Source organism: Zhongshania sp. (assembly GCF_047636175.1).
GTDB lineage: Bacteria > Pseudomonadota > Gammaproteobacteria > Pseudomonadales > Spongiibacteraceae > Spongiibacter.
Genome location: NZ_JBLIKC010000006.1, coordinates 93,686 through 116,338, shown reverse-complemented (window position 1 = coordinate 116,338; position 22,653 = coordinate 93,686). Strand labels below are relative to the sequence as shown.

Genomic DNA, 22,653 nt, shown 5'->3' with positions numbered 1-22,653 from the left:
TTTACGGCTAGGCCAGCTCATGACATTACCTAAGCTAGCCTCCCCGTCTAGTCCTGAGGGTAAACTGCGTAATTTACGCCGGCCATTTGCTCAAGAATGCGGTGCACCTGACAACTGTACCCAAATTCATTGTCGTACCAGCAATACAGCACCGCACTTTTGCCGTTGACAATGGTAGCCTCACTATCGAATACACAAGCATGACGTGAGCCGACAAAATCGCTGGATACCACTTCAGGCGAGTTTGAATAATCAATCTGCTTACGCAGTGGCGAATGCAATGCCACCCGGCGCATAAACTCGTTCAACTCCTCAACCGTTGTCTCAGTCTTCAGGTTCAACTTCAAAATAGCTAAAGAGACATTCGGCGTAGGCACGCGAATCGCGTTGCCACTAAGCTTGCCCAATAACTGCGGAAGCACTTTGCCGACTGCTTTGGCGGCCCCAGTTTCGGAGATAACCATATTTAATGGCGCGCTGCGACCGCGACGATCACCTTTGTGGTAGTTGTCAATTAGGTTCTGGTCATTAGTATACGAGTGAACAGTCTCAACGTGACCACCCTCAACGCCAAATTTATCATCTAATACCTTAAGCGGTGGTGCGATTGCATTAGTAGTGCAGCTTGCTGCTGAAATAATAGTGTCTGTCGGCAGAATCTCATGACTATTTACGCCGTGAACAATATTCTTCATTTCACCTTTACCGGGCGCAGTCAGAATGACCTTGGAGATACCGGGACAGCCCAAATGCACTGATAAACCTTCTGTGTCGCGCCATTTACCCGTGTTATCCACCAGGATAGCGTCGTTAATACCATATTTGGTGTAATCAACCTCAGCAGGTGAATTAGCATAAATCACTTTAACTTCGACGCCATTGGCTACAAAAGACTGCCTATCTTCGTCTACTCGGATTGTACCGTTAAAAGGTCCATGTACCGAATCGCGACGCAGCAAGCTCACCCGCTTAACTAAATCATTTTCGGCGCCGCCATGACGAATAACAACGGCCTTTAATCGCAAATTGTCGCCACCACCGGTTTTTTCGATTAGCAAACGTGCAACTAAGCGACCAATACGTCCGAAGCCGTAAAGGACGACATCGCGGGGTGGACGAACGGGTTCTTTAGAGACCCCAATCAAACCTGCGACTTGGCTGCGAACAAATTCTTCTACTGATTGACCAGCCGGCTTGCCGGTTTCTTCATAGGCAACCGCAATTCGGCCTGCGTCAATATGTGCAGTGCCAAGATCCAGGGTAGCCAATGCTTGAATGACGGGGAAAGTTTCGAACTCTGACAGCTCACTTTGCTCTACCTGACGCACAAAGCGATGCGCTTGCATAATGTCCAGAACCGAGAGATTAGACAGGTTCTTTCCATAGATATAGGTTTTCACGTTATTGGTACGGTACAACTTACCAATTAGGGGAATCATCCCCTCTGCTAATGCTTCACGCTCTTTCCAATCGGCGAAGTAGTCATCAGGACGCTCACGTCTTCTTTCAATCACAGTAGATACCCTTTACTTTCGGAGGGAAGGAGGAATTTGAGGGCGTATTATCTTTATTACTGACCCTAAGTTCAACTGTTCAACCAATATGTAGCAATGTAATAACTACCACTTGCAGGTTATAATGGTGTATTAAGCTGATAAAGAAGTCGAATTTCACCTGTGATTGAATTACCTGCCATTGTAAAGCCCCCTAAGGGCGGAGCCCTTCACTGGGGCTGCATTCCTGCCGCCAGTCACGGCTTACTCGCCGCAGAGCTAGCTAACTCCCTAGATGCGCCGCTGTTATTACTCACCGCAGACACGGCCTCGGCGTATCAACTAGAACAAAATATGCGGTTCTTTGCAGATGGCTTGCCGGTGAAACTACTGCCGGACTGGGAAACATTACCCTACGACAATTTCTCACCCCATGAAGACATTGTCTCTGAGCGTTTGCGCACCTTAAGTGAACTTACCACTATGCGTCGCGGTATTTTGGTCGCACCGATCAGCACCCTGATGCAGCGTATAGCGCCACCAGACTACGTCAGCAAGCACAGCCTAGTGCTTGATATCGGTCAAACTCTCAATATTGATACTTTTCGCCAGAAGCTAGAAAAGAGTGGCTATCGACATGTCGATACCGTTTACCAGCATGGCGAGTACGCCAGTCGTGGCGCCATTATTGATATTTTCCCCATGGGGAGCGAATCACCCTATCGTATTGACCTACTCGATGAAGAGATTGATAGCCTGCGGAGCTTTGATCCCGAAACCCAGCGTGGCATCGAGTCGGTCAAACAAATACGTCTACTGCCGGGCAAAGAATTACCCTTAGATGAAGACGGCGTCGCCCTATTTCGTCGTCACTGGCACGAACAATTTAATGTCGACCACCGCAAATGCCCAATTTACCAAGACGTTAGTGACGGGATTGCACCGGCAGGCATAGAGTACTATCTACCGCTGTTCTTTGAGCAGACTGGGACACTATTTGACTACCTACCCACCAATAGCTGGCTACTCACTAGTGCGGGTATTGAAGCCGCCGCGGAACACTATTGGCAAGATATACAGCAGCGCTACGAACAGCGCTTAGGCGATATACGCCGCCCTGTACTACCCCCGGCCACAGTATTTCAGACCGTACCGGAGATTTTTTCGCGGCTCAAAGATTACCCACGAATTACGATTAGTGAGACACCTTTCCCCGATTCCGCTAAAAGCCATAATTTTGCCATCGGCAACTCGCCAACGCTGACCATAGACAGCAAGCAAGCCGATCCTGTCGCCGCTTTAAGAGACTATTGCAGCGATCGCCGAATTCTTTTTTGCGCCGAGTCTCCCGGACGCCGCGAAGCACTTATCGACCTATTAGGCCGGTATAAACTCAAGCCCAAGGCGGTCAATAACTGGCGCGAATTCACCACCGGCAAAGATAGTATTAACGTCACCGTTGCCCCACTCGAAGAGGGTATTTCTGGCACCTCGCCAATACCCTTCGCCCTCATTGCTGAATCGCAACTTTTTGGCAAGCGAGTATCTCAAAGCCGACGGCGGAAGAAGGCCAGTAGTACCGCCGAGAATGTCGTTAAAAATCTGGCAGAGTTACGGATCGGCGCGCCGGTGGTACACGCAGATCATGGCGTGGGTCGCTATCTTGGTTTGCAAACCTTAAATATCGACAATCAAGCAAATGAATTTTTAAGCTTAGAATATGCCGATAGCGCGAAATTATATGTTCCCGTCACGTCGCTACAGCTCATTAGCCGTTACAGCGGGGCCGACGATGAGCTTGCGCCATTACATCGACTGGGTACCGAGCAGTGGAGCAAAGCCAAACGCAAAGCAGCTGAGAAAATTCGCGATGTCGCCGCTGAACTGCTGGATATATACGCCCGCAGGGAGGCCCGTCAAGGCCGCTCCTTTGAATTGAGCGACGAAGATTATTACGAGTTCGCCAACGCCTTCCCCTTTGAAGAGACACCGGATCAGCAAACTGCCATCGAAGCAGTTATCGCAGATTTAAAATCCATTAAACCCATGGACAGGCTAGTCTGTGGTGACGTTGGCTTTGGCAAAACCGAAGTTGCCGTGCGCGCCGCATTTGTAGCAGTGCAAAATGATACTCAGGTTGCGATTCTGGTGCCCACCACCCTACTCGCCCAGCAACATTTTGAATCTTTCCGAGATCGCTTTGCCGACCTCCCCGTCAATATTGAAGTACTATCTCGCTTTCGTAGCGCCGCCGAACAAAAATCGGTGATCGCTGAGCTAGCAGCGGGTAAAGTCGACATATTAATCGGCACCCATAAATTATTGAGCAACGAGATAGTCTATAAAAATCTTGGCTTGGTTATCATTGATGAGGAACACCGCTTTGGCGTTCGCCAAAAAGAAGCCCTCAAAAACATTCGCGCCGAGGTCGATGTATTAACGCTTACGGCCACCCCAATACCCCGGACTTTAAATATGTCGATGGCCGGCATTCGCGATTTATCTATTATTGCGACCCCGCCGGCGCGACGGCTTTCGGTAAAAACGTTTGTGCGCGAATCAGATCCGGCACTGATAAAGGAATCCATCCTTCGCGAAATACTGCGCGGCGGCCAAGTTTATTACCTGCACAACGAAGTTAAAACCATTGATAAAACCGCGCGGGATCTCCAAGACATGATTCCCGAGCTTCGGATTGGCATTGGTCACGGCCAAATGCGCGAGCGCGAACTCGAGCAGGTTATGAGCGACTTTTACCATAAGCGCCATAATGTATTAGTGTGTTCAACCATTATTGAAACCGGCATCGATGTGCCCAACGCCAATACTATTATTATTGATCGCGCCGATAAATTTGGCTTGGCGCAACTGCATCAACTCCGAGGTCGGGTCGGCCGCTCGCACCACCAAGCCTACGCCTATCTATTGACGCCGCCGGACAAGCAGTTAACCGGCGATGCAGAAAAACGTTTAACAGCAATAAGCGAAGCGGACGCCCTCGGCGCTGGCTTCACTTTGGCTACCCAGGACATGGAAATCCGCGGTGCTGGCGAGTTACTTGGTGAAGGACAAAGCGGACAAATACACACCATCGGTTTTACCCTGTATATGGACATGCTTGACCGCGCGGTGAAGGCAATTAAAGCGGGCAAGAAAATAAATCTAGAAAATAGCAACGATGATCATATCGAAGTAAATTTACGCATACCGGCGCTAATACCGGATGACTACCTACCCGATGTTCAAAGTCGTCTGATGCTGTATAAACGTATTGCTGGTGCTGCCAGCGGTGACGCCTTACGTGAACTTCAAATTGAAATGATCGATCGCTTTGGCTTACTGCCCAATCAAGTTAAAAACCTGTTCCGCTGCGCAGAATTACGGTTACAAGCGGTTACAATAGGATTGAGTAAAATAGAGGCGTCGGCGATGTCGGGCCGCATAGAATTTGCCGAAGACACTCGAGTTGAGCCCTTAAGTTTAGTGCAGATGGTGCAGTCTGCTCCAGCAACCTATCAACTCGATGGTGCTACCGCACTCAAGTTTAAATATGCTATGGAAGAACCGCTGCAGCGCTTTGAATTTATTGAATCCCTATTAGAGAAACTAGCACCGGCTCGATAGAACTGAGATAGTTTGTCTTGGCATTTAGAAACAATGTGACCAGATATTTAGATCGTCACGCGCTGACAAGAAAACAAAGAGATATTTTTATATGAGCACACTTCATCGACGCCTAGTTTATCGCTGTTCATTTATTGCTTTACTAGCGGTGATAATGACAGCATTTAGCGGCGTGGCAATGAGCCAGAACGACTCGCGCTTTCACGTTGATTTAGTGGTATTCGCAAATAACGATCAATCCAGTCAGTACGAAGAAGACTGGCCGGATAATCTTCATCTCCGCTATCCACGAAATTGGCTGCGCATCGATAATAGTGGCAGTACGCTTCAGAAAGTCGAATATATGGATCCAGAGTTTGAGAAAGCATTCAACTCCCTGCGCCTGTCATCACGCTACAAACCGCTAATGCAAGCAAGTTGGCAACAAGACTTACGCTCGCGAAAGCAAGCGCCAGCCATTCTCATTCAGGGTGGCAAGCAATACGGTAGTCACTATCAACTAGAAGGCTATATACGTGTTGCGGTAGAACGCTATCTCCACCTAGATACCAATTTATGGATGACTAGCTTTGGTAGCACGGCCGGCAACTATTACCTTCCCCGCCAGCCATTGAGCTTTAACGAACCAGAAGAAGCCGTTTTCGTCGACGAAAGTTTCGAGTCCAGCCCTGAATACGCAGAGTTTCTAAAACAAAATCCCAGCTATTTGCCGGCAGATGATCAGGCACAGACGGCGGCCCAAAGTAATGCCGAGCCGATAGATCAAATAGTTGTAATGAAGCAGCAGCGACGGATGCGTAGCGACGAGCTGCATTTTATTGACCATCCACGCTTTGGCGCCATCATAAAAGTCACTAAGATCCAAGCCGCCCCAGCTAGTAGTGAGACGAGCTTAAATGACAGCGCTCAATAGTCCGCGATGCAGTGAGCCAAAATAGATTTGACCTGTAACATGCCGGTATCAATAACAGTCTGAATATCTTCCATAGTGATAATATTTTCACTGAGGCCGGCACCTGGATTAACTACCAGTGCGACTGAGGCGTATTCTATACCCACCTCACGCGCTAAGCTTGCTTCAGGCATCGCTGTCATTCCGACAATATCGTTACCGTCGCGCGCAAGACGGCTTATCTCCGCAGCCGTTTCTAAACGTGGTCCCTGTGTTACTGCGTAGACGCCATAATCTTCAAAAGCAATATTGGCATCTACTGCCGCATTCGCCAGGCGCGAACGCAAATCTTGACTGTAGGGAAAGCTAAAATCAATGTGCTCAACCTTGCCATTTGCACCATCAAAAAAGGTGTGCTCACGCCCCCAAGTATAGTCGTTAATTTGATTTGGAATCGCGATCACTCCGGTCACAAACCGCTCACTGATCCCACCAACTGCATTTACCGACACCAGCGCATCGACTCCGGCTTTTTTCAATGCCGCGATATTTGCACGATAATTAATAGCATGGGGAGGAATTTGATGGCCTTTACCGTGTCGCGCTAAAAACAGAAACTCAGCACCCTCGTAACGAATGCGCTGCAGCAGTGCGCTCGGCGCGCCATAACTTGTTTCTACCTGTGACTCATCCAAGACTTCAGCGCCCGGCCAGTCACACAAACCAGTACCGCCAATTACTGCAATTGTTTTACTCATTTATTTACTGCTCCATATTGCGCTCTGGCGCCTTTTCAATCGAAATAGTATCTAGCTTAATAGTGGTCGTTGGGAATGCAACATCCGCCCCTAAACCGTGGATAATATCGAGGACTTTCAGTAACACATCCTGCTTGATATTATGATATTCAACCCATTTAGTGGTTTTGGTAAAGGTGTAGATAAAAAAATCTAAAGACGAGGCACTATACTGATTAAAATTTACAATCAGGGTCTTCCCCAAGTCAATGTCAGTATGATTTTCAAGCATTTCCCGTACTTGATTGATAATGGCGGGCACCACGGCAGCATCCTCATAACGGACCCCAATGGTTTCATAAATGCGTCTATTCAACATCCGTGACGGGTTTTCTACAGAAATCTGAGAGAATGTAGCATTGGGAACATAGAGTGGACGTTGGTCAAAGGTCCGAATTCGAGTTTGGCGCCACCCGATATTTTCAACCGTACCTTCTATGTTTTTATCTGGCGAGCGCACCCAGTCCCCGACTGAAAACGGACGATCTAAATACACCATCAAACCGCCGAAAAAATTCGCCAGTAAATCTTTTGCGGCAAAGCCAACTGCAATACCACCAATACCGCCAAAAGCCAGCACTCCAGAGATACTGTAGCCAAGGTTTTGCATCACCATCAGCGCCGATACAATAATTACCGCAGAACGCACGAGTTTACCCAAAGCCATGACGGTGGTTTTATCTATAGTCTCATCTTTTGCCGCGTACTCATCGGACAAAAGACCCAACTCAACCTGCCTGACGAGTGACACCAAGAACCAAGCCAAAATCAAGACCACTCCCACCCCACGCAGTGAATCTAGCGCTGAAAAAACCTCTGCGTTGGTAGACTTACCGATCATCTCGAGTACATGACTGCCGCCGACCGCCCAAATCATCAACAGGGCCGGCCGCCGAGAAGCCGCTAATAAGGCATCATCCCAGAGATTATGAGTTTTTTTAAATTTGATCTCAAGATGCGCAACCAATCGACCGAGCACTAGATTCAGACTCAGTAAAATAACTACTAATACGAATACGTCACCCAGCCAAGGATATTCATCCGGCTGAAAATTAGTCCACCACTGCTCGAACATTAGGGCTTCCTCTGTGTGCCGCTATACAATTTCATTTCTAAACGCGCCGCGCTTAGACAAATGAACCATAAAAACCAATATTAAAAACACAAAATAAGATCAAAAAGATCATCTATGCGGCTGAATATAAAGCCAATTATATTAAAGACTGAGCTAAAACCCCAGCTCACTCTAAAACTAACTGTAAAAATACCTACTGGACAGCAAATCGCTAAGTGTTAGTTTGGAAAGGGTAGATCAACCGAGGTAATAATCATGGCGACAATAAGACCCCAAGTTGGTTGTTGGTACAAGGAAATTGAGTCCGGCCAGCTGTTTAATGTAGTCGCAGTCGATGACGACAGCGATTCAGTAGAGGCCCAACTAATAGATGGCGAGCTCAGTCAATACGATATGGAAAGTTGGGACATGCTCAATTTAGATACCGTGGAAGAACCCGAGGATTGGCGAAACGCATTTGAATTAAGCGATGATGATTACCGATTCTTGGATGACACCATGGTTCCCGAGAGGTGGAATCCGTTGACAGAAATAGAATCAGATATCGTAAATGGCATTACCGACGAGTATTAATCCAGCCAGTATAGCGCCCGCGCGGAGTTAACAAAGCCAAGGCTCTTCCTCTTCCCCAACCTGCTACTGCAGGTTTTTTTGTTTTCCGCCTCCCTTTACCGAAATCAGCAATGTCTATTGCCATCCAAATAATACTGTATATAATACCAGTTACTGTATAAGTAACCAGATGCCAACACTATGGAAAAATTGACCGCCAGACAAAGTGAAGTCCTCCAGTTAATCAAAGACCATATCGGCGAAACTGGCTATCCACCGACTAGAGCCGAGATTGCCAAGCAGCTAGGATTTAAGTCACCCAATGCCGCGGAAGAGCATCTCAAAGCACTGGCGCGCAAGGGATCAATCGAAATTGTTGCCGGAGCCTCACGAGGTATTAGGCTACCCGAGAATCTGGGTCTTCCTATTATTGGTCGAGTTGCCGCCGGTAGTCCTATTCTCGCCGAAGCCCATATTGAAGAGTACTGCGACATGCCGGGAAACATCTTTTCCCCAAGCGCTGATTATTTTCTTCGGGTGAAAGGTGACAGTATGATCAACGTTGGTATTTTCGATGATGACCTTCTTGCTGTGCATCGGACTAACACTGTTCGCAATGGTCAAATCGTTGTCGCACGAATCGATAATGAAGTCACAGTTAAGCGTTTCAAACAGCAAAAAAGTAAATTCCATATCTCACTACTTGCTGAGAATCCTGATTACCCACCAATTGACGTTGACCTTCGAGAGCAAGACTTTGCAATCGAAGGTCTAAGTGTTGGTGTTTTACGGCGCGGGAGTTAGAAATTATGTCATGTCTCGAACAAATACCCTTGCATTACAAATCCGTCCCGGTACTGAGCGGAGGACAGGTCACAGAGATAACAATGCGCAGCGACGCGCATCTTTCCAGGCCCATGCTTGCCGCCATGATGATTGAGCTCAGCGGTAACTCTGATCAGCGCTGGTTGTGTTGGGTCGCAGACAGGCCATTGAGACCGTTATTAAATGCAAATATTCATCAGCACTGCCAAAAAATTCTGCAAGTAGTGTCTAACAGTACCCGTGATCTGAGTGAGATTGCGATAAGAGCATTAGAGCGAGGCAAAAGTCATACCGTTGCTATTTTATTGGAAAGGCCACTCAGGGATGACGAGCGAGAAGCTTTGGAAGCTGCAGCGCTAGAGGGTTCAGCGGAATGCCTTGTTATTTTTATGCAATCCTAGCCGCTATTAATGGACGGTCTTGGCATCTGGCTCTTGATCGTCCTCATCTTCCTCGTCTACAAAGCCATCTTCTTCAGCCGAGGTTGCTGCAGCTTCAATCCCCGCTTGCACCATAGCCCTTGCAACATCTAACACTGAACCAACAATGTGTTCCCGGGTTTCTTTTGAAAATTTAATTGTCACCAGCGGATTTTCATCACCCTCTGATCGCTGTAAGACAACGTCTCCGTTTGCAAGCTCGACAAGTTCTAAATATGACAACACTAAAATATCCTTGAGAACGCTAACGCCAACGCGGCGGCTCTATGCACCCATTGTATCAAATCCGCCCAGCCTCACGCCAACAGCATCAATATTCCATTAAGGTGGCGCGGTGACGGGCAATCAAAGACTTCAATTCAGTAAGACATTCCGCAAAATCGACATTAACTCGGCCGGCACCGCTTGCATCACTAGCGATAACCCCAGCGGGTGATGCCGATGTGGTTTGTAAAAACGGATAATCAACGATTGATTTAAGCCAACCGGAATAGGTTTCTCGATCAGCCAGCTCTAATATCTCCGGCGGCAATTCCTGTCCCGCAAAGGAAGTGGCGCTAAACACGCCCTGCGGAACGGCTAAGCCAAACTTAGGCTGTTGATCAAGAAGGTCGACCAAGTGACTCTGATAGGCCAACGATAGCTGCCAAGCAAGAGATTCGGACGTCGCTCTATGAAAATGCCCGCCCCACTCCGCAGTGTCCGTCTTTTGCAGCTGCCTTAAATATTGCTCGGCAAAGTAGATGTGCAAATTACACTGGCCACGAAAACTCTCTTTCATACAAACTCCAGCGAGCTGCCGATATCTCGCATCATCCTGGCTACTTCGCTGACTTAATTTTGGGAGCTACTTTCTTCGCTACTTTCTTCGCTACTTTTTTAACTACTTTCTTGGCAGCTTTTGCGCGAACCACCCACTTACCGTTTTCAAAGAAGGCTGACCAACCAGAGGGCTTACCATCGACTTCGGTCTGTACATATTGTTCTGTGGTCTTGCGGCTATAGCGAATCACGCTGTCCCGGCCTTCTTTATCCTTAACTGGCGCATCAAAAAGAAAGGCGTATTTCTCATCGATCTCTGCGCGATGTGGCAAAATTTCTTTCATCAACGGCGCGCGAGTTTCACGGTTACGCGGGAAACCGCTGGCTGCGAGAAATAAACCAGCCGCGCCATCACGCAAAATATAATGATCGTCCACTTTTTCGCATTTCAGCTCAGGCATGGGAACCGGATCCATTTTTGGTGGAGCGGCCTCCCCACTGCGAAGCAACTTACGAGTATTTTTACATTCTTCACCGGTACAACCAAAATACTTGCCAAAACGGCCAGTTTTCAACTGCATATCTAAGCCGCACTTATCGCACTCGATAAGTGGCCCTTCGTAGCCCTTAACCTTGAAGCTACCTTCTTCAATTTCATGGCCGGCGCAATCGGGGTTGTTACCACAAATATGCAGCTTGCGTGCCGCATCAATGACGTAGCTATCCATTGCGGTATTGCACAATTGGCAGCGTTTTTTGGTCAGCAACAGCTTCGATTCGGCTTCGTCATCCTCGTTGTCGATACTGACAAAATCATCAGCAGACACTAAATTTATAGTCTGCTTGCAACGTTCTTTAGGCGGCAGGGCATAGCCAGAACATCCCAAAAACACCCCGGTACTGGCGGTTCGAATTTGCATGTCACGGCCGCAATTTGGACAGGGTATATCGGTGCCAGTCGGTGCGTTTTGACGCATCCCCTCTTCGCTTGCCCCTGCTGCCTCTAAAGTTTTGCGGAAATCAACGTAAAACTCGTTAAGTAGTATCTTCCAATTCTTATCGCCTGAGGCGACAGCATCGAGCAGCTCCTCCATACGCGCTGTGAAGCTATAATCCAAAAGATTGCTAAAGCTTTCAACCAGACGATCAGTAACAATATCGCCCATTTTTTCAGCATAGAAACGCCTGTTTTCAACTTTAACGTAACCACGATCCTGAATGGTTGAAATAATGGACGCGTAAGTAGATGGCCGTCCAATACCGCGTTTTTCTAATTCTTTCACCAAGGCGGCTTCTGAATAACGCGGCGAAGGTTTAGTAAAGTGCTGACTAGGGTCCACTTTTAACAAATCTAGACGTTCGCCCACTTTGACATCGGGTAACTCTTGATCGTCTTCTTTTTTTGCAACACCTGATGGCTGTACTTTCATAAAACCATCGAAACGCACTACTCGGCCACGGGTGCGCAGCTCAAAAACTCCTGAGATGACGGTGATCGATGTGCTAGTAAAATCAGCAGATGCCATCTGGCAGGCTAGAAACTGGCGCCAAATCAATGTGTATAAGCGCTCTGCATCACGTTCCATACCAGCCAATTGGCTTGGCTCAACCGTCACGTCCGAAGGGCGGATCGCTTCATGCGCCTCCTGAGCACCCTCTTTACTCGAATATGAGCGCGGCGATTCCGGCAAATAGTTTTTTGCAAAATTTGATGAAATATATTCTCGACACGCGGTCACTGCATCTGCACTCAAATTCGTTGAGTCAGTACGCATATATGTGATGTAACCTGCCTCATAAAGGCGCTGAGCCATCATCATGGTCTTTTTGACCCCGAAGCCAAGCCTAGTGCTAGCAGCCTGCTGCAGCGTAGAGGTGATGTATGGTGCACCGGGATGGCTCTTAGTCGGCTTATCTTCACGGGCACTGACTTTGAACTCACCGTGTTTCAACGCTGAGGCGGCTGACATGGCGTCGGCTTCGTTGTCGGGCCGAAAATTCTCGCCAGCTTGCTTCTTTACTTCTAAACGTAATTTTCCTGATGCGGACTCATTGTCGGTATGAATCTGCCAATATTCGTCGGGAATGAAAGCCCGTATCTCCTTTTCACGATCCACAACCAAACGCACTGCAACTGATTGCACCCGTCCAGCGGAAAGTCCTCGCGCCACTTTCGCCCACAGCAGCGGCGACACCATATAACCAACCACACGGTCTAGAAAACGCCTAGCCTGTTGGGCATTGACTCGGTCGATATCGAGTTCAGTTGGTTTTTCAAAGGCAGCTTTAATGGCTTTTTTGGTGATCTCATTAAAGACCACTCGCTTGTAACGACTATCGTCGCCACCAATCGCTTCGCGCAAATGCCATGCGATAGCTTCTCCCTCGCGATCCAAATCCGTTGCGAGGTAAATGGTGTCGGCGTTTTCAGCAAGCTTTTTGAGCTCGTCAACAACTTTTTCCTTACCCGGCAATATCTCGTAGCGCGCCTTCCAGTCGTTATCTGGGTCTATACCCATACGGCCGACCAACTGCTCGCGGGCCCGGGTCTTTTTATGAACTTCTTTTTCTTCTGGTGACATTTTGCGCGTCAGCGCCGCCGCCTTTGCACGCTGCTTGGCGTCAACCGGCGTGGCTTTACTGCTGCCGCTAGTCGGTAAATCACGGATATGGCCAATACTGGACTTAACGATAAAGTCGTTGCCCAGATACTTGTTAATGGTCTTCGCCTTCGCTGGCGACTCCACAATAACTAAAGATTTGCCCATATTATCCTTCTGCAATTATATAAAAAATGTGACGCCTTAACGGCGAGAGGCGACATATATAAGTGTTCATTTCCTCAGGGTCAAGGGCGACGTGCCATCGCAACCCATACCAATCAGCTACAAACTCGACCCATCTGCAGGGCTAACAAACTCGAATCTAGCCCGAGATTCCCCTTCAAAATCAATAACTTCAACAAACATTGCCAGCGGCCTGACCCAAAGGGCAGCCTCGCCATATAACGGTCGATAAACAACAACTAATTCTTCAGTCTCGCTGTGAGTTGCGACCTCATAAACATAGTATTCACCGCCTTTGTAGTGGCGGTAGCGTCCCGGCACGAGGCTTTCCTGAGGTGTCTTAACCATCTACTTTGCTCACTTCGTCTTCAAGGCGTCCCTCAACAATAATCGCATTGAGACATTCAGCAATACTCGTCACCACATCCACATCAGCACGAATCTCCCGCCAGTAAACATTAAGGCCTAGCGGGGTTAATTCAAGCATACTTGCGTCTCTCGGCAACAACTGGCGACATTTTTCAATGATATCTAACATCGGTATATCAAGTGCAACAGCATCATCATCGCCATCAGGCACATTAATTAACCAATACTTCCAGCCTGCCAGCGGTCTTTTATTGTGTAAGGCCCGGGTGTAACACACCCCAAACATATCCTCTTCACGGCGAACTTTAGCACGCCGAGTTTTTGGCATAGCAACCACTTTTACCGACAAGCCCAAAGTGCGCGCCAAGGCCCGTATTTCAGCCTGCTGCGACTGGCGCCTCGAAGGCAATATCCACATAACGGGTGCCAGCATAAACCCGATAACGACAACTCCTATCAACCAACCCATTAGTCGCTCCCTTGAGTTCACTGGACAGATGGCGAGCTTTATACCTTAATAGCAAGGTATAAAGCGAATACAACAGGGGAATAATATGCCAAATTATAAACGCATACTTGCCGCGATAGACCTCTCTGACGAAACCGAAGCGGTACTAGAACGAGCGGTAGCCGTGGCCTCAAGTGACAAGGCGGAGTTACATCTAGTACACGTGGTAGAGCCATTAAATCTAGCGTACGGCGGAGATATACCCATGGATTTTTCCAGCGTCCAAGAGCAGCTGCAAACCCAAGCCGAAGAGGCGCTCTACAAATATGCTAAACACGCCAACATTCCCACAGAACGCTGTCATCTATTAAGTGGCCGCCCCGACTCCCAGCTGCATGAACTCAGTGAGGCTCTAAACGCAGACCTCGTCATCGTTGGCAGCCACGGCCGCAAGGGTCTCGCACTTATACTAGGCTCAACCGCTAACGGCGTGCTGCACGGCGCCACCTGCGATGTCTTAGCCGTGCGGGTGGGGCAAAGCAAGTAAGCCGACGCTACTCAGCCAACTCCATCCAACGCGCCATGCACTCATCAAGCTCGAGCTGCACGCTACTAAGCTGGTCTAGAGTCTCTGTCACTTTGGCAGCGTCCTGCTGATAAAAAGCAGGATCGCCGGTGACGTCTCCGAGCTTAGCAATTTTCGTTTCTAGCTTTTCTATCATTGCCGGCAGACCGTCTAGCTCACGCTGATCTTTATAGCTGAGTTTGCGGGCTTTAGCGGCCGGTGCTGCCGAAGTTGTATTGCCAGACGCTGCGGGCGCAGTGTTTTTGCTTGCAGCGGCCGACTTTTCTTGACCGGCGCGACGAGCCACATAATTTGACACCTCGGTATAGCCACCGACATGCTCACTGATCTGACCGCTGCCTTCAAATAACAGACAACTACTCGCAACACTGTCGACAAAGGAGCGATCGTGGCTGACTAGCAATACCGTGCCGCTAAACTCGACCAATAAACTCTCAAGTAATTCGAGGGTTTCCATATCCAAATCATTGGTTGGCTCATCCATCACCAGTACGTTCGCCGGCTGACTAAACAGACAGGCGAGTTGCACTCGCGCACGCTCGCCACCAGACAAAACGCCAAAGTGGCTGCGCGCACGTTCAGGGCTAAACAAAAAATCCCCAAGATAGCTCATAATGTGCCGATCTTTACCGTTGATCGTTACCGAGTCTCGACCCTGACCAACAATATCAACAACTCGCTTATCTTCGTCTAAACGGTCGCGCAGCTGATCAAAGTAGGCAACCTGCAATTTGGTGCCGGCTTTTACGGTACCCGACTTGGGCTGAAGCTCGCCCAGTATTAAGCGGAGCAAGGTGGTCTTACCCGCACCATTCGGACCGATAAGAGCCAATTTGTCACCACGACAAACCAATAGCGAGAGATTGTCGACCAGCAACTTACCTGGCACGTCAAAGGTCACATCCGTCAATTCAGCAACCACTTTGCCGGTTTTATCACCCACATTCACACTTAGGTTCGCGGACCCGCTGGTAACCCGTCGCTGCGAACGTTCATTGCGCATTCTTTCTAAGGCGCGAACACGGCCTTCATTACGTGTGCGGCGCGCCTTAATCCCCTGCCGAACCCATACTTCTTCTTGCGCTAGACGCTTATCAAATAGCGCATTTTGCTCAGCTTCAACTTCAAGCGCATGCTCCTTCAGCTCAAGATAACGGATGTAGTTGGTATCATAATTAGTCAGTATTCCGCGATCTAACTCAATAATACGCGTAGCCAGCTTTTCAATTAGCGCCCGGTCATGGGTCACAAAAAGCACACAGCCTTGAAATGACATAACGCACTGTTCTAGCCACAAAATGCCGTCCAAATCCAGATGGTTGGTCGGCTCATCAAGCAGCAAAATATCCGGCTCGCCCACTAAAGCTCGCGCCAAGGCGACGCGGCGACGCCAACCACCCGACAAGCTAACCACCGTGGCATCGGCATCTAGCTCCAGGCGAGTTAAAATATTGTCGATGCGTTGCTGGAACATCCAGCCGTCATTAACTTCTATCTCGCGCTGCAGTTTTTCTAGTTCCTTTAACTCACTATCACCCATCTCGCCGTGAATCAGCTCGTGGTATCGACTCAGAACTTTGCCCAAGCCCGCCAGCCCATCGGCAACGACGTCATAAATAGTCTGCTCTGGCGACGCAAAGTCTAAGGTTTGCTCCATGCGAGCAATTTTTACTCCGGGTTGCCGCCAAATTTCGCCCGAATCCACGGTGGTATTGCCATCGACAATACGCAGCAATGTCGACTTACCACAGCCATTACGACCCAATAAGCAAACGCGATCGCCAGCTTCTAATTGCAATTCTGCGTTATCCAGCACAATCTGCTGTCCAATACTGTGCTGTAATTGTTTGGCACGTAACAAAGGCATATATTTGATCCAGTGTGTAAGCAGCTTTGCGCTGCCTATTCTCAAGGGTTGATAACTACGCTACTTTAGGTAATTCACGATGATTTTTAAGGCCGCAGGGAAATGAAACGCCTCTTTTTACTTTTCGTCATACTCAGTACGCCGGCAATACAGGCGTTTGCCGATCCTAGCCTCGACGAAAGCCGGAGATTATACCGCGAAGCCATCGACGAAATCAGCCGCGGTCGTCTTAACAATGCTGAAAAGCTGGTTCCCAAGCTAAATAACTACCCGCTACTGCCCTATTTAGAGCTTGAGTTGCTAAAAGCTCAGATCAATAACGTGTCGGCCCAGACCATCGACGTCTACCTTCAACAGTACGGCAGCACCATTGTTGGCCAGCGCATTCGGATTTCATGGCTAAATAAATTGCGACGCAGCAACGACTGGCCGCAGTTTGTACGCTATTACCAAAAGAACTCCTCCACCGCCACCAGTTGCGATTATGCTTATGCACTCAGACAAATTGGCGATCATGCCAAAGCCGATGCAGCAATTGCTGAACTGTGGAAAACACCCTTCTCGCTCCCCAAACAGTGCGATACACCGATCAAACAGTGGATGGCTCGCCTCAACACCAATGAAATAGAAGAGCAATACTGGTTGCGAACCCAGCTAGCGTTAAAGAAAGGCCAAACCGATATGGCGCGCTACCTGATGGGCAAGATAAGCAATGCTGATCAGTATCTCGATTTATTAAACCGCCCCAGCCACCTATATCAGATTGGTATGAGCCTGCCTGTTAATGAACGCAGTCAAGACGTTGCCGTCCACACCTTGAAGCGCCTAGCTAAAGGGGACTTTGAACGCACCAACACCTTGTGGCACCAACTTGACCGCCACCTCGACTTTACGCCCGCTCAAAATTATGGGCTGCGCGATAGTTTAGCGCGACAAACTATCGCCAGTGATGCCGACTATACCCGCGACTGGGTTATGGCCAACGACCCCAACTACGAAGATCCTTATCTTACCGAGTGGCGCGTGCGCTTGGCTCTAAAAGATGGCGATTGGACAGCGGTGCAGCAAATCATTCAATTTCTACCGGCAGAAAAACGTGAAGAAGCAGATTGGCGCTATTGGTGGGCTCGAGCTGACATCGAATTAAAAGGCGAACTCAGCGTTAGCACTCAGCTAATCCTCCAGCAGTTGGCCGCTCAGCGAGGCTACTACAGCTTTATGGCGGCGGATATTTTAAATGAAGATTACCAACTAGAATCTACTCGTACCATAGATCCCGCCCTTATTGGCGAGATTCAACAGCACGACGCGATTATTCGCGCTCGCGAACTGTACTTACTGGGCGAACACTTTACTGCCAGCTTAGAGTGGATTTATGCGATGCGGAGCCTAAACAAGCCAGAGCAAGTCGCTGCCGCCCAACTCGCACTGAACTGGGGATGGTCACACCAATCGATCATTACCGCGATTCGAGCCGGGGAATGGGACGATTTAACTCTGCGCTTTCCTACGCCCTATAAAGATACGTTTACCGCTACAGCCAAGCGCGAAAACATCGATCTAAAATGGATATATGCTATTGCAAGACAGGAGAGCGCCTTTTCACCCAGCGCTAACTCACCCGTTGGCGCCCGCGGTATTATGCAGCTGATGCCAGGCACGGCGCGCCTAGTTGCCCGTCAGATGGGAATACCTGGGCCGCGCACCGAAGACTTGCTGACGCCAGAGAAAAATATCGCAATGGGTGGCTTTTATCTCGGCCAACTTTTAGAGCAGTTTAGCGGCAACCGTATACTGGCAACCGCAGCATATAACGCCGGTCCCTCTCGCGTAAGGCGGGTACTCCTGCGCCAAACAGGTGATCTTCCCGCCGACATCTGGATCGAGAATTTACCCTACGGCGAGACCCGTGAGTACATTAAAAATGTGCTGGCATTTAGCGTGATCTATGCTGACAAACTCAAGCTAGATCGGCCATTATTAGCCAGTCATGAGCGCAAAATTGCCCCAATCAATACGGTAACCGCGCAAAAAGACTAGCAATAATAAATGCCTGAGACCTGAGATCTCGGTCATTTTCGCCTGCAAGGGTTTACTCCAATATCTCAACCCTGTGGCCCACCGCAAGCTCGCCTTCACCGCAATGAACGAGGTTCTGGCCAAAATAGACCTCGCCATTGCGACCACGTTCCGCCCTTAACATCTTAAATACATCAGGTTCACGGGCGCCACTGTCCAAATTAATCGTTGGTATGACGCAGCGCGCGCAGGGCTTCACCACATCAAATTCAATGTTAGCAATGCGAATGCGCCGCCATGTATCCTCGGCAAAGGAAGCAGCTCCTGACACCACAATATTGGGGCGAAAACGTCGCATATCCAAACTGCGCCCCAAGGCATCACTCAAGGCCTCCAGCGAAGATTCACTACAAAGTAAAAAAGGAAAACCATCGGCAAAGCTTACACGCCTCCCTGTTAATGCAAACTGCGGATCAACTTGGCGATGAGTAGTATCTGGCATGAAGCACAACCGCAGGTCGCGCCCTAGGAACTCACTCAACCATTCAGCAACTTCATCGCCAGCATCCATCGCCTCAGGAGTATCAGACCACACTGAAACAAGATAGCGCTCGGTGCCGCTGGGCTCAGGAGCCTCAAAGAACAAAGATTCGTCATCCAAAGACTGAAGACGTAATCCTGACTCAGTGAGTGATGCGGCCAACCTGCACATTGTCGGCAGCTGACGCTGGGTCAGAAAGCGTCTCTGGCTATCTACCAACATCCAGCGCCGGTCTAAATCTGGCCCCCAGCTATTCACTCTCATAAGCGGCAGGGACACCCCAGCCATAGATTTAAGAGGGTATCGCCACAGTGATGACACTTGCAAATCCATTATCGATCACTCCAGTGCGAGAAACTGACGAACACAGGCGGCATCAAAGGGCCAAACCAACTCTCGGCCATCGACCACCCGCCTTAACAGCGGAATTTTTAAGGCGTAACGTTCGAGCGTAGCGTCATTATCAGCGATATCTATTAGCTCGATTCGCCAGGAGTCTTCCTGCACTAGCAAGGTCGCCAGCATGGCCTCTGCCAACTCGCAAAGGTGACAGGCCGATGTTCCATATAACTCTAGCTCCTGCATAGTTGCTCCAAAAAGCCATTTTTATATAGCATAAAAGTGTCGGACTACCCTGTCTATTGCAAGAATAATCTCAAGAAATGAATTTAAGAAAGCACGAAATCGAGAATAGACTTCTCGATACAAGATTTCACAAAAAATGATGACTAACCTTTGAACGGAAGGCTTACTGAAAACCATTCGGGCCATAGAATAATGGCCTTATAAAAGAACCAGCTCCGCCAAAAGGTACTGAGCGAGGTATTAGGAAAACTGAGGCGATCAAATGACGAAACCAGAATTTAATAAATTGTCTACCATTCAGCCAAAGCGAAATGGTAGACAATAGCAGAATGCTACAAGTCGTAGCCCACCTCATTGTGGCAAGTAATATCCAAGCCTTGTGCTTCTTCGTCAGCACTAACGCGCAAACCAATTAGCTTATCGATCACAAAGAACAGTATCCCGGTAACGACCGCAGTATACGCAAAGGTCGCAGCAATCCCGATTAACTGTACCTTGAGCTGCGCAGCAATAGTGACTCCTTCCGCAAGGCCTTGCCCGCTGAATATACCCAGCTCACTGCTGGCAAAAATACCAGCCAAAAACGTGCCTAAAATGCCACCGACTCCATGGACCGGAAAGACATCGAGTGAATCATCAATTTTAACAACCTGCTTAAGCCACAAGGTGCAATAGAAACATACAAACCCAGCGCTTAAACCAATCACAATGGCGCCAGCCGGACCGACATAACCCGATGCCGGGGTAATTGTACCCAAGCCGGCAACCATGCCAGTCACCGCGCCCAGGGCACTAGGCTTGCCGTAACGAACCCATTCAATAAACGACCATGTCAAACAGCCCGCGGCTGCTGACAGGTGAGTGACTAGCATTGCCATACCGGCATTGCCGTCGGCGGCGAGCGCACTACCGGCATTAAATCCAAACCAACCAACCCAAAGCATACCTGCGCCGATAAAAGTCATGGTCAAATTATGTGGTGGCAATGCCATTTGTCCAAAACCCTGACGCTTGCCAAGCATTATCGCTGCTACTAGAGCGGCAACACCCGCGGTGATATGAACAACCGTACCACCGGCAAAATCTAATAAGCCCATTTCTGCCAGCCAGCCGCCGCCCCAAACCCAGTGGGTTATCGGTGCATATACCGCAAGCAACCACAGCGCCGAAAATAACATAACTGCTGAAAAGCGGATGCGTTCAGCAAAGCCACCGATAATCAGTGCCGGGGTGATAATGGCAAACGTCATCTGAAACATAATAAATACTGTTTCAGGAATATCGCCACTCATACTCGACTCGCCAACACCCGCTAGAAACGCTTTACTGAGACCGCCTACAAATGCCGTTCCCTCAGAGAAGGCCATGCTATAACCCACAGCGACCCAAAGCAGAGAAACCAGGCATGTGATACTAAAGCATTGCATCAGTACGCTAAGTACGTTTTTACTACGGACTAAACCGCCATAAAACAAGGCTAGGCCCGGCAGGGTCATAAATAATACCAAGGCCGTCGACGTTAATACCCACGCGGTATTGGCGCCATTGATTTCTTCAGAAAAACCCCATTGCGGGGCAATAAGTAACATCAAGGCTGTAATACAAGTAAACAGCTGCCTTATTTTAATAGTTTTAATCAAAGAGTTTCTCCCAAGAAACAAAATTACGCACCAGATTAGATCACCGGCAAAGCGAGGTGCTCTAAATATGCGCATAAATATTAAAAATGATAACGCTCAGCGAACCAAGCATAAATCCAATAAAATTAGTTAACTAACTGATTTATATATTTTTTAAGATAATTAAATCTACCAAGCGGACTGCTTTTGCGGATACATCACACTCCAAACCGGTGCATGAGAAACAAATCGCACTCTGACAAAGCAATATTCATGCCCACCAATGGTGCCATTGCACCAATTTACGGCACCAAGTGCGATCAAGTCCCCTAAAGTAAATAATATTTAGCAAATAAAAGAATCACGACTCATTTTCGATTATTATACTTTTGGCTCAAGTGAGCCGTCATAATCTTATGCTTACAGGCCGGAGCTGCTTTTGTTTTCTAAACCCACTGCAAGAGCACTCTCTATTCTTGACCTGCTAATGGCGCACCCACAGAAAGCCTTTGGCCTAACGGAATTAACTAGAACCCTCAATCTCAACAAGGCGACCTGCCACGCCATAGTAAGCACCATGACGACCTATGGTTTTCTAGTTCAAGACGAGCGCCATAAACAGTACCGATTGGGGCCTTCCATTGTTGCTGCAGGCAATGCGGCCTTTGCACAATTTCCGGTACTTGAATACGCGCGACCAGAATTGGAAAAACTCACCAAAGAGCTCAATATCGGCTGCGGCGTCATCGGTCGTAGTGCCAAGCACTTAGTGCTGCTGGCGAATTACGGCATTCCAAAACCGTTAGACTTCCCGTTTCAACTCGGCCTTCGCCTTCCAAATACCGGCCCCTTAGGTGCGGCATTTATTGCTTGGTCACCAGCAAAAGCTCTTGAAGCATGGCTGCAGAGCGCACAAAAAACCGAAGAATTTGACGAAAAACTTGATCAGCGACTGCGAATTGCCGTCATTGGGATACGCGCCAGAGGATTTGAAGTGACCCTCAAAACCCGCGCAGAGCAGGAGTTAGAGCTCGCACTGAGCACTGGCAGGCTAAATTGGAGTTTGGAGCAACAAGCACATTCTACCCAGCGATATCGCGAAGCGCTTTGCAGGGAGGAGTACCACTTAAATCGCATTGAGCCAGATCGCCAGTACCCGGTTTGCAATATCGCCGTACCCGTATTTGGACGCCATAGCGAACCAGAGCTGGTCTTCTCTACTGGTAGTATCGAATCGTCACTGAGTGGTAAGCAAATTATCGAAATAGCTATTCAACTGCAAAGCGCCGCAAAAAACGTCACGCTTGCTGCACATTCTGCACTAGGACTTGGTGACACTACCACCCCATCGTTTCAGTAGGCTAAAAACACAT

General features: G+C 48.7%; 20 protein-coding genes. 8 read left to right on the top strand and 12 right to left on the bottom strand.

The genetic code is table 11. From position 1 onward, the window contains the following. Positions 1–47: 47 nt before the first annotated feature. Positions 48–1,514 (bottom strand): glyceraldehyde-3-phosphate dehydrogenase, encoded by a 1,467-nt coding sequence (locus ACI955_RS05025; RefSeq protein ID WP_415242637.1) that lies wholly within the window; start codon positions 1,512–1,514, stop codon positions 48–50. Between the two features lie 162 nt (positions 1,515–1,676). On the opposite strand from ACI955_RS05025, the gene mfd reads away from it, so the two are divergent. Then, complete coding sequence (gene mfd, locus ACI955_RS05020; RefSeq protein ID WP_415242636.1) at positions 1,677–5,117, top strand: transcription-repair coupling factor; 3,441 nt, start codon at positions 1,677–1,679, stop codon at positions 5,115–5,117. A gap of 91 nt (positions 5,118–5,208) precedes the next feature. Beyond that, positions 5,209–6,030 carry a CsiV family protein gene (locus tag ACI955_RS05015; RefSeq protein ID WP_415242635.1) on the top strand — a complete coding sequence of 274 codons (822 nt, stop codon included), beginning with the start codon at positions 5,209–5,211 and terminating at the stop codon, positions 6,028–6,030. Here the strand turns inward: ACI955_RS05015 and ACI955_RS05010 are convergent. Beyond that, entirely contained in the window at positions 6,024–6,767 is a 744-nt protein-coding gene (locus ACI955_RS05010) for an S-methyl-5'-thioinosine phosphorylase (protein WP_415242634.1), read from the bottom strand. The two genes, ACI955_RS05015 and ACI955_RS05010, sit on opposite strands and share 7 nt — an antisense overlap. A 4-nt stretch (positions 6,768–6,771) precedes the next feature. Next, entirely contained in the window at positions 6,772–7,881 is a 1,110-nt protein-coding gene (locus ACI955_RS05005; RefSeq protein WP_415242633.1) for a mechanosensitive ion channel family protein, read from the bottom strand. Positions 7,882–8,136: 255 nt separating this feature from the next. Between ACI955_RS05005 and ACI955_RS05000 the strand changes: the two genes are divergently transcribed. The 3 genes from ACI955_RS05000 to ACI955_RS04990 all read left to right on the top strand — a co-directional run bounded on the left by ACI955_RS05000 (position 8,137) and on the right by ACI955_RS04990 (position 9,659). Beyond that, positions 8,137–8,454 carry a DUF6763 family protein gene (locus ACI955_RS05000; RefSeq protein ID WP_415242632.1) on the top strand — a complete coding sequence of 106 codons (318 nt, stop codon included), beginning with the start codon at positions 8,137–8,139 and terminating at the stop codon, positions 8,452–8,454. Positions 8,455–8,634: 180 nt separating this feature from the next. Next, positions 8,635–9,237 (top strand): transcriptional repressor LexA, encoded by a 603-nt coding sequence (lexA, locus tag ACI955_RS04995; protein ID WP_415242631.1) that lies wholly within the window; start codon positions 8,635–8,637, stop codon positions 9,235–9,237. A 5-nt stretch (positions 9,238–9,242) separates the two neighbouring features. Beyond that, positions 9,243–9,659, top strand: coding sequence for a hypothetical protein (locus ACI955_RS04990; protein WP_415242630.1), 417 nt, complete (start codon positions 9,243–9,245; stop codon positions 9,657–9,659). Positions 9,660–9,665: 6 nt separating this feature from the next. Here ACI955_RS04990 and ACI955_RS04985 read toward each other — a convergent pair whose 3' ends face one another. The 5 genes from ACI955_RS04985 to ACI955_RS04965 all read right to left on the bottom strand — a co-directional run bounded on the left by ACI955_RS04985 (position 9,666) and on the right by ACI955_RS04965 (position 14,084). Continuing rightward, a complete protein-coding gene (locus ACI955_RS04985; protein WP_415242629.1) occupies positions 9,666–9,923 on the bottom strand; it encodes a hypothetical protein in 258 nt (85 codons plus the stop codon). An 85-nt stretch (positions 9,924–10,008) separates the two neighbouring features. Beyond that, entirely contained in the window at positions 10,009–10,479 is a 471-nt protein-coding gene (locus ACI955_RS04980) for a hypothetical protein (RefSeq protein WP_415242628.1), read from the bottom strand. A 40-nt stretch (positions 10,480–10,519) separates the two neighbouring features. Further along, a complete protein-coding gene (gene topA, locus ACI955_RS04975) occupies positions 10,520–13,228 on the bottom strand; it encodes a type I DNA topoisomerase (RefSeq protein WP_415242627.1) in 2,709 nt (902 codons plus the stop codon). A gap of 117 nt (positions 13,229–13,345) precedes the next feature. Next, the gene (locus ACI955_RS04970; protein WP_415242626.1) at positions 13,346–13,594 is read right to left on the bottom strand and encodes a DUF1653 domain-containing protein; all 249 of its coding nucleotides are present in this window, start codon (positions 13,592–13,594) and stop codon (positions 13,346–13,348) included. After that, complete coding sequence (locus tag ACI955_RS04965) at positions 13,587–14,084, bottom strand: hypothetical protein (protein ID WP_415242625.1); 498 nt, start codon at positions 14,082–14,084, stop codon at positions 13,587–13,589. Before ACI955_RS04965 ends, ACI955_RS04970 begins: the two co-directional genes overlap by 8 nt. Positions 14,085–14,169: 85 nt before the next feature. Between ACI955_RS04965 and ACI955_RS04960 the strand changes: the two genes are divergently transcribed. Further along, complete coding sequence (locus ACI955_RS04960; protein ID WP_415242624.1) at positions 14,170–14,610, top strand: universal stress protein; 441 nt, start codon at positions 14,170–14,172, stop codon at positions 14,608–14,610. Between the two features lie 7 nt (positions 14,611–14,617). On the opposite strand, the gene ACI955_RS04955 is transcribed toward ACI955_RS04960, so the two are convergent. Next, entirely contained in the window at positions 14,618–16,516 is a 1,899-nt protein-coding gene (locus ACI955_RS04955) for an ATP-binding cassette domain-containing protein (RefSeq protein WP_415242623.1), read from the bottom strand. A gap of 102 nt (positions 16,517–16,618) precedes the next feature. On the opposite strand from ACI955_RS04955, the gene ACI955_RS04950 reads away from it, so the two are divergent. Then, entirely contained in the window at positions 16,619–18,556 is a 1,938-nt protein-coding gene (locus ACI955_RS04950; RefSeq protein ID WP_415242622.1) for a transglycosylase SLT domain-containing protein, read from the top strand. Between the two features lie 52 nt (positions 18,557–18,608). Here ACI955_RS04950 and ACI955_RS04945 read toward each other — a convergent pair whose 3' ends face one another. From ACI955_RS04945 to ACI955_RS04935, 3 genes are all read right to left on the bottom strand, one after another. Further along, the gene (locus ACI955_RS04945) at positions 18,609–19,409 is read right to left on the bottom strand and encodes an MOSC domain-containing protein (protein ID WP_415242621.1); all 801 of its coding nucleotides are present in this window, start codon (positions 19,407–19,409) and stop codon (positions 18,609–18,611) included. Between the two features lie 6 nt (positions 19,410–19,415). Next, entirely contained in the window at positions 19,416–19,661 is a 246-nt protein-coding gene (locus tag ACI955_RS04940) for a glutaredoxin family protein (protein WP_415242620.1), read from the bottom strand. Positions 19,662–19,993: 332 nt separating this feature from the next. After that, positions 19,994–21,250, bottom strand: a complete 1,257-nt coding sequence (locus tag ACI955_RS04935) for an ammonium transporter (RefSeq protein ID WP_415242686.1) — start codon at positions 21,248–21,250, stop codon at positions 19,994–19,996. 469 nt (positions 21,251–21,719) lie between these two features. On the opposite strand from ACI955_RS04935, the gene ACI955_RS04930 reads away from it, so the two are divergent. After that, positions 21,720–22,640 (top strand): IclR family transcriptional regulator, encoded by a 921-nt coding sequence (locus ACI955_RS04930; protein ID WP_415242619.1) that lies wholly within the window; start codon positions 21,720–21,722, stop codon positions 22,638–22,640. Positions 22,641–22,653: the final 13 nt, after the last annotated feature.